This window comes from Streptococcus mitis (assembly GCF_965111735.1).
GTDB lineage: Bacteria > Bacillota > Bacilli > Lactobacillales > Streptococcaceae > Streptococcus > Streptococcus mitis_DR.
This window is the reverse complement of sequence record NZ_OZ217346.1, coordinates 1,209,160-1,222,371: the sequence shown is the minus strand read 5'-3', so window position 1 is coordinate 1,222,371 and position 13,212 is coordinate 1,209,160. Positions and strand designations below refer to the sequence as shown.

Here is a 13,212-nt window from a genome sequence, read left to right as displayed (position 1 = left end):
TACGAATTTTATAATATAGTCTATTTAGGATTGAAAAAAGTCTTTAAAATCAGAAAAACGCATAGTATCAGGTGTTGAAAAACTTGATATTATGCGTTTTCTGGTAGGAAGATTTACTCCAGTTTCTTCAGGAATTGTTTTTTGACAAAACTTTCTATTTAATAAAAACACCAAAAATAGCATAAAAAATCTCTTGCTATTCTATACTGTAATTGAAATTTTTTTAGTTTTAGCGTTAGAACTGTTTCCTTAGTCCTAGCGCCTTTTTTTGATAAGTATGCTTGGTGGAGAGTAGTTTGTAAACGATTCTGAGAATCTTAAGAGCATAAGCAATAATCGCCTTCATCTTGCTTCCTCTTTGGAAAATTCGATTGTAAAAAGAAGAAAAAGCTGGATCCTTAGAATGTTGTGCTGCAATTAATCCCGACATGGTCCAAGCCTGTTTGATATAGCGATTTCCTTGCGTAATGTGTGAGGATTTTTTAATGCCAGCACTTTCATAAGATCCTGGGCAGAGTCCAACCCATGATGCTAAGTGTGCATTGGATGGAAAGGTCGTAACAGTTGGCCCAATCTCAGCTAGAATAGTGGCAGCACAGTTTTCATTCACACCTGGAATGGTTTGAAGTATCCTGTTTTCCTCAGGGGAACTCCTTTTCGATGTAGTGTTGAATCTCATCGCTCAATTTTTCAATGAGTTCCTGATACATCTAACATTCCTCTAAGCTTTGGTCTAAGAGGAAACGGTCTTCTAGTGACAACTTTCCTTCCATCGTTTCAACGAGTTCCTCTGGACTTGCTTTCACTCGATTCTGGCACTTCATTTTACAACAGGGAATTTGATATATCTTTAAAACGATATCATTTAACAATTAAGTTGATAAATCTAGTTTAAATCTCCGGTTTAATTTATTTATTATGTCCCTATCATTATATTCCTTAAATATTCTCATAGCTTTGGAACATTCTTTTTTACCTAACTCTACTTGATTCGTTTTTATGAGATAAATACCTTTTAAAAAAAGTAAATAATTCTTTTCAAAATAATATCCTTGTCTGGTCAGTAAATTTTCTAAATCATCTATAAAAAATTGAGCATTATCTAACAAATTATTTTTTAATAATAATTCTAAATTAAATAAATATAAAGGAATTACTCTATGTGTTCCCATATCTGTTTTTAAAAAATGTCGTGTTTTCTTGATTACCACTCTATATAGTAAACTTATGGTTTTAGTGTTCATAAAAAACACCGAATTATAGAAAATTTTCAGTTCATACTCCATCCAATTATCTACAGAAAGCAAATACTTGATTAGCTCATTACATTTAGATGTATTGTAAGGAAGGTTTGCAAGACGGTTGATCTGTTGCTCAGCAATCAATTTTATATGATAATTGCATATACTTTTTTCATGCTTTTCTTTTAACTCTATTTTATCCACTAATTCTTGAAGTAAAAATATATCTGAAGAGTTTACAGCATGCTCTAATTTTTCAAAAAGACATTCTTTTTTGGAATAATAACAATGAACTAATTCTTCAAATTCCGAAAATGATATTCCAAGACGATTTAACAGAATATAAAAATGATTAATAGATAATTTTGTAATGCCATTTTCGAAACGAGAAATAGTTGATTCACTAATTTCATTACATGATAAATCTTTAAGGCGAAAATTTTTTGAAATACGAATATCCTTTAAAACTGCTCCGAAATTTTCCATAACATACCTCTTCCATTTCTGCAAAAAATAAGACGCTTGTTTTGTACTGACCCCAAAAAGTTAGACAATTAATTTATCCGAAGGATTTAGTTCTGTATTGTACAGGGCTAAGTCCTTTTAGTTTTACCTTAATTCGTTTGTTGTTGTAGTAATCGATATAGTCTATAATAGCTTGTTCCAATTGATTAAGTGATTTAAAGTTTTTCTCATGGCCATAAAACATTTCGGATTTTAAAATGCCAAAGAAAGATTCCATCATACCGTTGTCTGGGCTGTTGCCCTTTCGTGACATGGATGCTTGAATTCCCTTACTCTCTAGGAACCGATGATAAGAATCGTGTTGGTATTGCCAACCTTGGTCACTATGGAGAATCGTATTCTCGTAGTGTTTCTCTGTGAAGGCCTGTTCCAACATCTTTTTTACTTGTTCTAAATTAGGAGAACAAGAAAGATTAAAAGCAATAATTTCGCTGTTAAATCCATCTAAAACAGGCGATAAATACAATTTCTGCGTGCTATTTGGAATGGCAAACTCTGTCACATCCGTATAACACTTTTCCATTGGTCTCGATGCTTCAAACTGGCGTTGAATGATATTCTCTGCTTTCTTGCCAATCTCTCCTTGGTAGGAAGAATACTTTCGTTTACGGCGAATTCGAGCACTTAAACCAAGGATTTTCATCAGACGTTGGACCTTCTTATGGTTTACTATATGACCACGATTCCTCAATTCAAGAGTTATTCGGCGATAGCCATAATTTCCTTTGTGCTCAGTAAAAATAGCTTGAATTTCAGCTTTAAGATCTTTATCTTTGTCAAGCCCATCTAGTTCCTTCAACTGATAATAGTAAGTTGAGCTAGGTAAACGAGTCACTTCAAGAAGTAAATCTAGTCGAAATCCTCCTGAAGCCATTTCTCTAATTGTCTCTGCCTTTCTCGCTGTATGGCTTCGTCCCTGTCTTCCAGCTCTTTTAACTTTTTTAAGTAAGCCACCTCAGTACGTAAGCGTTCATTCTCCTCTTGGAGTCGCTCTAGTTCTGTCATTTCATCCCAAGTTTTCTTCCGTTTACGTCCCATTTTAGGTACTCTCCCTCTTGTTTTCTCAACAATAGTATACCCGTTTTTCTTGTATTGTGCTAGCCAATTAAGAAGTATCGTACGACTTGGGAGGCCATATTCAAGAGAAACTCTATCTTTAGTCCAGCCTTAATGTAAGACTTTATGAATCATTTCTTGTTTTAAATCAGGAGAATAGTAACGATTTTTTCCTTTTTTGACGAATTCTATTCCGTAACGATCAATCAATTTAATCATGTACCTAATATTAGAATTATTTATCCCAAATTTATTTGAAAGCTTCTCTAAGCTATATCCTTGTTTTCTAAGTTCATAGATCTGAACTTTATCATCATAAGTTAATTTCATAATAAAAACACCCCAAAAGTTAGATTTTTTCTGTCTAACTTTTGGGGTGCAGTTCATTTTTTATTTATGATATGATTATACAAAAATGAAATAGAAAGGACAATAATATCATGAAAAAAATTTTATTGTCAACAGTTGCTTTATTAAGCTTAGTCGCATCTCTGCCAGCAAATAATCCAGTTTCTGCTCAAGAATAATCCTCTCAAACGACTTATAGTAAGTCAAGTGGAAGTTGGATAAAATCTGGTAGCCGTTGGTGGTATAAACATTCTGATGGTTCTTATACTACAAATGGATGGGAAAAAATAGGTAGCACCTGGTACTATTTTGATAGTGAAGGTTGGATGAAGACAGGTTGGATTAAAGAATATGGGAAATGGTATTATCTAGATGATAGCGGTGCTATGAAAACTGGATGGTGTTGGGTTTCTGGTAGCTGGTACTATTTAAATACTAGCGGTGTAATGCAAACGGGACTACAGACTATCAATGGCAAACAATACTATTTATCTAGCAGTGGGGATATGCAAGTTGGTTGGCACAATATAGGAGATGATACCTATTTCTTTGCTAATAGTGGCGAAAGCCGAAATATCAATCGTCGGGCTTTAGTTCTTGGTGAAACATCTACTCCAGCAGTACCTATCGCAGATGTTAATGCGATGGAAAAGGTATTTAGCAACCAAAACTTTAGCGAAGTTGTTCGCTTCCCAGATAAAACAAAAGCTGAGATTATTGCAAAAATGCAAGAACTATTTGAATCTTCTACCGAAAGTGATGTGAACTATCTTTACTTTACTTGTCATGGAGGAAGAGATGGAAGAATCTATATTGGTAGTGATAAAACAGCATTTTCTGGTTGGGAATTGGCGTCCATTTTGAAACAATACAAAGGTAAATTTGTTGTTATGTTGGATTGTTGTCATGCTGGAACAATTATTTCTAAAGATAATAAAGGTGAGGCCAATGAAGCAGCTTCTACGGAATATTTTGATACGGATGAGTTTGTATCAGGATTTTCTAATATGAATGGTGACGAAAAATCAGGTGAGATGATTGACTCTAAATTTTTAGTATTATGCTCATCAAGAGGTGCAGAATACTCTAGTGGTGGATCATTAAGTTTAGCGACTAAATATTGGTCTTTAGGTTCAGGATGGAATCCTCTACAGAATTCACAAGTATCTTTAGCAGCAGACCAAAATTATAATCGCAGAATCACATTAAATGAATTGTATACATACTCTCGTGAACAAGTTTTGAAACAAAATTCTAACCAGCATATTGAAGTTTATCCAGACAACAGTCAATTTGTGTTATTTAAGAAATAAGGGGGCGATAAAATGAAAGTATCAAAAAAAATTACACTATTTAGTTTGTCTTTGGCAGGTTTAGTTTTATTGACTCTACCTCAAGCAGGAAAGGCATTTGAACTTAAAGAAGACTGGGCTTTCAAAGGTGGAATTCGATACGAGAATGGGAAAGTCAGCAAGATTAATAATGGATATGAAGTAAATATTAAAGTGTTAGATTTACCTAGTACTAGCGAAATCGAATGGACAGTTAGATTGAATGGAGAAAAACAAAATACTAACTTCTTAGCGGAGGAAAGAACTGTATCTAAAACTGAAGATAAGGGACGTTTTTTACACTTTTATATTCCTTATGGATATCGTGGGGATATTGTAGTAGAAGCTAAGAGTGGAAATGAAGTGAAGACTTGGTCGACTAAAGTAGTTGACGATGTTGATTCAGATACTGCTAAGAGTGGCTACTTTGTTTTAAATGGTGACCAAATTTTAGAAAGTTCATGGGATTCTGTAAATGAGTCTTATATTGCAACGCTCCCAACTGTAACATCAGGAAAATCTGTTGTTGCTTGGCGTGAGGATGGAACTCTTAATTTAATCAAACCAGGAAAGATTACTCGGCAATATAATAGCAGTGGATCATATGTAAAACTTTCTCCAATCTTTGAAACTGCTAGCTGGCTAAGATCAGACCAAAACTGGTACTATCAAAAACAAGGCCAATTAGTTCAGAATGCTTGGGTTAAGGATAAGGGAACTTGGTACTTTATGAATGATAAAGGAGTCATGTTCAATCAAACTTGGCTCTATCAAGGTAGCAACTGGTATGCCTTTAAATCATCAGGAGCCATGATTGCTAGCAATTGGCTATATGATAATAACTCTTGGTATTACCTAAAGGACTCAGGTTCTATGGCGACAGGTTGGATCAAAGATAGTGGATCTTGGTATTATCTAAACAACTCAGGTTCTATGGCGACAGGTTGGATCAAAGATAGTGGATCTTGGTATTATCTAAACAACTCAGGTTCTATGGCAACAGGATGGGTAAAAGATAGTGGATCTTGGTACTACCTTGCTTCATCAGGTAAGATGCTTCACAATACCTACACACCTGATGGTTACTATGTAGATGCCAGTGGCGCTTGGCAATAAATTTTAAACAGAGAAAATGTACTGACCCCAAAAAGTTAGACAATTAATTTATCCGAAGGATTTAGTTCTGTATTGTACAGGGCTAAGTCCTTTTAGTTTTACCTTAATTCGTTTATTGTTGTAGTAATCAATATAGTCTACAATGGCTTGTTCCAATTGCTTAAGCGACTGAAATGACTTCTCATAACCGTAAAACATTTCCGATTTCAGAATCCCAAAGAAGGACTCCATCATACCATTGTCTGGACTGTTCCCCTTACGTGACATGGATGCTTGAATTCCCTTACTCTCTAGGAACCGATGATAAGAATCGTGTTGGTATTGCCAACCTTGGTCACTATGGAGAATCGTATTCTTATAGTGTTTATCTGTGAATGCCTGTTCCAACATCGTTTTTACTTGTTCTAAGTTGGGTGAAGTTGAAAGATTATAGGCGATAATTTCGCTATTAAAGCCATCTAAAACTGGTGATAAGTAAAGCTTTTGAGTACTTGCTGGAATGGCAAATTCTGTCACATCTGTGTAGCACTTTTCCATTGTTTTAGAGCCTTCAAATTGACGTTGAATGAGATTCTCTGCCTTCTTACCAACGTCTCCTTTATGAGAAGAATATTTTCGTTTCTGTCGCATTTTAGCTTGTAAATTGAGTACTTTCATCAAGCGTTGAACTCTTTTATGATTTACCAGATAACCACGATTTCTTAGTTCTAAATGAATCCGACGATAACCATAATTTCCCTTGTGTTCGATAAAAATGGATTGAATTTCAGCTTTAAGCTCTTGGTCCTTATCTGGTTTCTCTAGCTGTTTCAAGTGATAGTAGTAGGTCGAACGAGCTAGTTTAATGGCTTTTAGAAGAATATCTAACGAAAACTCAGTCATTAATTCTTGAACAATTTCTGTCTTTCTTCTTTCTCTTTTTCCTCCTTCAATCGGAGTTCTCTTAACTTTTTTAGGATAGCATTCTCCGCTCTCAGGTACTCATTTTCTGCTTGAAGACGTTCTAATTCTGTCCTCTCTTCAGGTCTCTTTTTTGGCTTACGTCCCATTTTAGTTGGTCTCCCTCTTGTTTTCTCAACAATAGTATACCCGTTTTTCTTGTATTGTGCTAGCCAATTAAGAAGTATCGTACGACTTGGGAGGCCGTATTCAAGAGAAACTCTATCTTTAGTCCAGCCTTCATGTAAGACTTTATGAATCATTTCTTGTTTTAAATCAGGAGAATAGTAACGATTTTTTCCTTTTTTGACGAATTCTATTCCGTAACGATCAATCAATTTAATCATATACCTAATATTAGAATTGTTTATCCCAAATTTATTTGAAAGCTTCTCTAAGCTATATCCTTGTTTTCTAAGTTCATAGATCTGAACTTTATCATCATAAGTTAATTTCATGATAAAAACACCCCAAAAGTTAGATTTTTTCTGTCTAACTTTTGGGGGGCAGTTCAAAATCTACTGAGAAGGTAGGTTTTCTTTTTTAGTTAATGAATATAGAATAAAGGAGATTAGAAATTTGGAATTTTTTCTTTATTGCTAACAATCTGCGTACAAAGATTAAACTTATTGTGAACCTTACTAGTAAGTGAAATGATAGGCAAAGAGTCTTAAAAATAAGAAAAAGGCATAGTATCAGATGTTGAAAAAAACTTGATAATATACCTTTTATTGTGGAAAGATTTACTTCATTTTATCTAGGAATTGTTTTTGACAAAACTTTTTTGTTATATTTAAGGATATTTTAAGATTGTATTTTAGAAAAACAATTATAGAGTTCTTAATACGGAATATAGTATAAATACTGATTCAAAGTGGGTTTTGTATGCTTTTTGCTTTTGTTGAGTATAAAATCTATTAACTAAAGTCGAACTACAAACATTAATTTAAGATGAAGTATATTGTAACCTTCAGAAATGTCTCTTACTCGATTTCAGAATGAATCACTGATATAGGATTAAAAGAACTAAGTATTTCTTTTTGTTTTGAATGAGATACGTGAGTATAGATTTGTGTGACTGATATAGAACTGTGTCCAAGAATTTGTTGAATGTATCGAATATCTACATCATTATCTAGAAGCATTGTCGCAAAGCTATGTCTAAACATATGCGGTGTAATAGTTCTAGAAAAGTTATTTTGTTCAACGATTCTCTTTATTACTAAACGTACACTTTGCTCTGACAATGGTTTAAGTGAATGTTTCCCTGGGAACAAGAAATCATTGGATTCATTTCTTGTTTTATTTATATATGTTTCTAATAAATTGAATGTTTTTTGATCTCCTAAAAATAGGATACGTTCTTTCTTACCTTTTCCTATAATACGGAGTGTCTTATTGGACAGATTAATATCTTTGAGATGAATGTGACAAAGTTCAGAAATTCTGATGCCTGTTGAAAGTAAAAGCGAAATAATTAGTAGATTTCTTTCAGCGTGTTGTTTTTGATAGTTAGTTTTAGATACAATTACTTTCCGTTCTAAATATATAAAAATGCTTTTCAGAATGTCATACGGAATCGTTTTAGGCAATACTTTTTCAGTTCTAAATTGAAAGCGCAATTGATTGAAGGGATTCTCTTCAATTATGTTCTGGTATTTTAGATAGTTATAAAACACCTTCATACAAGCAATTTTTCTTCTTAATGTATTCGTTTTTATGTTAGATCGTGTCAACTGTTCTATATAGGATTCGACACTATCATAGTCTGAGTTATAAAATTGCATAAGATCATTCTTATAAGCGCGAATCGTGTGTGAACTCAAACGCTTATGAGTTTTGCAATAATCTAAGTAAGTAGAAATAAGTTTATAATCCATAAAAATCTCCTTTATCAATAATCATGCTATTATAAACCTATTTGAGTGCTTTGTATAGTGATAATAAATAGTTATCGGTAGGAGAAATTATGAGATTAGTAGTCATTTTAAATGTCAATCCAGATTCATCCATTCAAACAAAAATTATCGAAAACAGAGAATACACTCGCAATGAATTGAGAGATATTCTCTATAAAAGTTTTTCTAAATTTATTGATGAAATCATATTTTACGATAATTTTGAGAGATTCAAAAAAAGTGTTTTTAATCACCTAGACGATTTTGTGTTAAATTTTGATTTTGGCTATAACAGTCGAATTAGAAACATGAGTGTCCCAGCATTTTGTGAAAATTATAAAATTAAATATTTCAACCCAGACCCATATGTACAAGTTTTATGTCAAGATAAATTTATGACAGAGAAATTTGCAGAAAATTTTGGTATAAAAGTCCCAAAAAGTTTGTTAGTATTTGCTCATTCATACACTAAAGAAATTTTAGCGAACTTTGAATATCCAATTATTATTAAACCGAACTATGAATCAGAATCAATAGGAATTACACAAAACTCTATTGTTGAAAATATGGAACAGGCAGATATGGCCCTCAAGCAATTAATGAAGGACTTTGATGGTATTCTAGTAGAGGAATACATTGAAGGAAGAGAAGTAGCTATTACTATTTTGGAAAATAAAGGAAAGTTATTTTTTGAAGAAGTTGAACTTATTTTTCCAGAATATAGTGAATTCAAGTATCAGGCTTATACCTCAGAAATTAAACAAAAAATCGGTGTAGAAATCGAAAAAAGTTGCTATTTAAGCGACAAAGATATTATCAACTTAAAGCAACTTTATAAGAACTTGTCTCCAAATAAATTGATACGAGTAGATGGTCGAATAAAAAATGCAGAATTTTATCTAATAGAGATCAATGCTAATCCTGGGTTATATCCAAAATCTGTTGTGCCTAAAACATTCAACATAAATGGCTATACGTACGATGAAATGATACAAACACTCTTTACTCATCATTTAAATTAAGGGGGAGTTTCCACGAAGTTTCATACATTAACTTCATTTTATAATCTGAGAAGTTTTTGATTTGATTATCAGCTAGTTTATTACAGTACATTTCGACCTTTTCAGAATTGTACATTCTATAATAATAATGGCAGAGGTTATAATAAATTTTATCAATAAATCTTTTAAAACCTGTCTCGTTTAACAAATCTTCTAATTCATACACAAGCATTTGACAATTAATATCTGCTATTTGGTCGCTTAGAATATAGTAAACTAGTAAATTATTATAAATTGCGAGTAAATCATATTGATCATATGCAGTTAGCTTAGCATTATTGAGCAGTTCTGGGATAGAGTTATCAATATCATTATTATGGAATTTAATGGTGGCTTCGTTATGAAGAATCATATGATTGTAAATAAGGCTGTCTCCAAAAAAATCTCTGGCTTTATTTAATTGCTCCTCTGCATCATTAATTTTATCATTGACCGCATACAAGTAAGACAAGTAAATAGCATTTAGACCAGAGAATTCTGCATTTTCTAGACTATAAATTCTACCTGAAATTTCCTCAACTTTCCTTAGTCGTTCAGAAAAGCTAAGCTCAAATACATTTGAAATTCTAATTAAATACGGGTAGTACGGATTATCTACTTGTAATTTAATATTTTCAAAGATTGTTTTAGCCTCATCTCTACGTTCTAATTGTATTAAGTTCATTAGTTTAATCAATGATAGTTTGAAAAATTGTGAGCTTTGTTCACTAAGATTCATAATATTTTCCTGAATGTATTTAATGGATTCAGGAAAATATTCACAACGATTTAAAATTAAGGACTTGGCAAATACTATGTCTGCCGTAACTTCTGTTGAAAGATTGATAAACTCTAGTGCCTCATAGTATAAATTTGCATAATAGGCTATTTTAGCTAGCGACAGTGCGAAGGAACTATCTTTCTCGATAAATCTCTGCCTATTTAAATAAAAAATTTCGAAATACTCTTTACGACCTTGTTGTGAATCAAAGTTTAATAAACGTTCCTGTATCTTAGGTAATATTAATTTAATTTGTAAGAAAAATTTTGAACAAATATAGTAATCAACAAGAGTATCTAAATAAACAAATTCATTTGTTTGAGATAGCTTTAAGTTAAGAAATCTGATGAGAATTGAGCCAACAAATGTTTTCTCTTTTTTGAAATAGGTTTCTTGTCTAATTACTTCTGATACAGAGTTTGATAGAAAAACGAAGTTTTCAACTTGGTCTAATAGCCCTTTTTCAAGAAGAAAATCGATATCTTCTTGGGAAAAAGTTTTATCAGTCTCTAACATGATTTCTCTTAAATCCGTAAGTGATAATTTTCTCTTTGTGTAGAATACAAAAAGTAAGAATACTAATTGAGTTTGAGAAATATTTTCAATAATCTGGTAAATGCTCTGTAATTTGGAAGCCTTATCTTCCTTCAAACGCTCAGAAAAATCTTTTAGTATTAAAGAGATTTCCGATAAATCTCCTTTTCTTATAGAATCCTGTAAAGTTGTAAAATTAATTTGTTCAGCTTGTAATGCTAACTGATTTGACAAAATATTTATGTATAGTTTAATGTGCTCATCGGAGAGTTTTTCTAATTGATATGTCCTCAATATTATGTTGCGACTATTTTTAAAACTATTTTCAACTTTTTTATCTGCACACTCAAAAATGAATAGACTTCCTTCAGATTTTTCACTCAATTTATTCAATAAATCGAGTGATTCTTGATCAATTACTGAGGCGTTTGGAAAATTGAAATATAAATTTTCATGATCTAGTACATATTTTGCGTATTCAAATAGATTCTCAGTTTGAGCTTTTAAAATAAAAGTTTCGTATTCTCTAGGATCAGGTATTAAAGAAGGCAAATTTACTTCAGAGATTATAGATTCTAAGCCATTTTCTTTAGATACCATTCCAATAAAAGCTTGACCAAAAAAAGAAGACATTTTTAATAGTAGTTGCAGGGCCTTTGAACTATTAATTTTTTTAGTATAGAATGCTTTAAAATCAAGATACCCATAGAACTGGCTTACTTTATCTAACTCAATTACAAAACGTCTAAATGTAGAAGAGTTTTCAGTGTCATCTAAATGAAGAATCTCAATAGGAGTTTGTGAAAAATGTTTTATAGTTTCTTTTATAAACTCCGACTTCCCTATACCTGAATTCGCTCTAATAATATAAACTTGACTTTTACCTGTTTTTAAATGTTGTTTATATTCATTTTGTATTTTTTCTAGTTCATCTCTACGATTTATAAATTCCATATTTTTATTTTCCTACCGATAACTATTTATTATCACTAGTATACCATAAATTCATCTTTAACAGTTTGATTTATATAATGATTTTTTAGTTAGAATTAAATAGCAAACTATAGTATTCGCCAACTATAGCTTAAAACTCTGTTTTGAAATTATATCTAATACTTTTGATTCAATTACACACTTACAACAAGGAGATATTTGTGTAGTTTGAAGGAAATAAGTACAAGTTTATTAGAAAAGCAACATTTTATAGAATTATCATGAAAAATTCTAATTTTAGAATTATACGTTCTATTGATTTAGAATCTGTTTTTTAATTTCTAAATGTTATAATAGTATTATCGAGTAAAAGAAGCATACCATGATTGGAAACAATATAAAATCCACACGAAAGGAACATGACCTGACACGTCCAGAATTTGCACGAATTGTAGGCATTTCAACAAATAGCCTTAGCAGTTATGAAAAGGGAACAAGTTTAATTTCAACAGAATTAATAGACAAAATTTGCCAAAAAATCAATGTATCGTATGTGAATATTGTTGGGAAAGAAAAAATATTAAATCCAGTGGGAAGATTATAAACTGACTTTAAAAAAAGAGATTGTTAAGAAACGTTGAACAAATCTCCTAACTCATCACTATTGTTATCAAGATAGCCAGAACCTCGTCTTTAATAATGAGAGCAATCACTGAATTGTAATGAGTGGTGCCTTATCTGATATGGTAAATACCAACATTTATCTGTTGACTACTTTAGAAGAGCTGGAGCGTTACAGAGACTACTTGGATGGTATTTAGATCATACTAGAAAACACCAGAAAATCGAATAGTAGCTTAATGAGTTTTTATGATATAATGAGGAGGAGTTTGCCCGTGCCTTAGCTTGCAATATTCACACACTGACGAAAGGCAAGAAAATGAGACAAAATCCAGTAGTTTTCTTTCTTAGCGAACTATAAAGAAAACTATCCATTGCATCAAGCTCAAAGAGTTTCAGGGCAATATAATCATTATTGAGGGTGATAGTTTTCGAGCGCAACACCCACTATTCATCAAAGAGAGATTCTCCAAGACCAGTAGAAAGAGAAACATCATAGAACACTTCTACAGGAAAACGTGTCACAACCTTATCATGTGATTGTTGTGTTTGAAGTAATTCCCTGCGTACTCATCAACCTTATCTTAATTTTTTGAAGAGAGCTGAAGATAGGGAGCATAATCTTATATCCTGATTCAAAATAGGTTGTTGTATGAAGCTCTATTGATTTTTAATAGGTTGGAGAGTTCAGTTTGGGTATTCTACGTTCTTTAAGACGAATACTAGAAAACATAAGATAAAACTCCAGTTACTTTATTATGCAACAATTATGTCAAAAATTTTTCAAGATGTAAGGAAGAGATATATTTAAGGAGTTATTGGTTATTAAAGGTAGTGATTAAGTACAAT

The 13,212-nt window shown here is 32.0% G+C and carries 7 protein-coding genes and 3 pseudogenes; 4 read left to right on the top strand and 6 right to left on the bottom strand.

The window, feature by feature from the left end; genetic code table 11:
• Positions 1-235 precede the first annotated feature (235 nt).
• From ACLV7W_RS05915 to ACLV7W_RS05905, 3 genes and pseudogenes are all read right to left on the bottom strand, one after another.
• Positions 236-679, bottom strand: coding sequence for a transposase (locus ACLV7W_RS05915; RefSeq protein WP_411865621.1), 444 nt, complete (start codon positions 677-679; stop codon positions 236-238).
• Between the two features lie 193 nt (positions 680-872).
• Positions 873-1,727: a helix-turn-helix domain-containing protein gene (locus ACLV7W_RS05910; RefSeq protein WP_153221719.1), complete on the bottom strand. Its 855-nt coding sequence runs from the start codon at positions 1,725-1,727 to the stop codon at positions 873-875.
• A 73-nt stretch (positions 1,728-1,800) separates the two neighbouring features.
• A pseudogene (locus ACLV7W_RS05905) lies at positions 1,801-3,152 on the bottom strand (IS3 family transposase).
• A 110-nt stretch (positions 3,153-3,262) separates the two neighbouring features.
• On the opposite strand from ACLV7W_RS05905, the pseudogene ACLV7W_RS05900 reads away from it, so the two are divergent.
• Both ACLV7W_RS05900 and ACLV7W_RS05895 read left to right on the top strand, forming a co-directional pair.
• Positions 3,263-4,483, top strand: a pseudogene (locus ACLV7W_RS05900) (caspase family protein).
• Positions 4,484-4,495: 12 nt separating this feature from the next.
• Positions 4,496-5,617, top strand: a complete 1,122-nt coding sequence (locus tag ACLV7W_RS05895; protein WP_411865620.1) for an N-acetylmuramoyl-L-alanine amidase family protein — start codon at positions 4,496-4,498, stop codon at positions 5,615-5,617.
• A gap of 48 nt (positions 5,618-5,665) precedes the next feature.
• Here the strand turns inward: ACLV7W_RS05895 and ACLV7W_RS05890 are convergent.
• Positions 5,666-7,014 (bottom strand): IS3 family transposase gene (locus ACLV7W_RS05890; protein ID WP_411865396.1). Its coding sequence is split into 2 segments (ribosomal slippage): positions 5,666-6,573 and positions 6,573-7,014, totalling 1,350 coding nucleotides; the frame shifts between segments, so codons are not numbered across the junction.
• 525 nt (positions 7,015-7,539) lie between these two features.
• Positions 7,540-8,436, bottom strand: a complete 897-nt coding sequence (locus ACLV7W_RS05885; RefSeq protein WP_411865619.1) for a tyrosine-type recombinase/integrase — start codon at positions 8,434-8,436, stop codon at positions 7,540-7,542.
• Between the two features lie 89 nt (positions 8,437-8,525).
• On the opposite strand from ACLV7W_RS05885, the gene ACLV7W_RS05880 reads away from it, so the two are divergent.
• Positions 8,526-9,476, top strand: a complete 951-nt coding sequence (locus tag ACLV7W_RS05880) for an ATP-grasp domain-containing protein (RefSeq protein ID WP_153214830.1) — start codon at positions 8,526-8,528, stop codon at positions 9,474-9,476.
• Here the strand turns inward: ACLV7W_RS05880 and ACLV7W_RS05875 are convergent.
• Positions 9,457-11,763, bottom strand: coding sequence for a hypothetical protein (locus ACLV7W_RS05875; RefSeq protein WP_411865618.1), 2,307 nt, complete (start codon positions 11,761-11,763; stop codon positions 9,457-9,459). The genes ACLV7W_RS05880 and ACLV7W_RS05875 overlap by 20 nt on opposite strands.
• Before the next feature lie 361 nt (positions 11,764-12,124).
• Here ACLV7W_RS05875 and ACLV7W_RS05870 point away from each other — a divergent pair.
• Positions 12,125-12,563, top strand: a pseudogene (locus tag ACLV7W_RS05870) (helix-turn-helix domain-containing protein).
• Positions 12,564-13,212 lie beyond the last annotated feature (649 nt).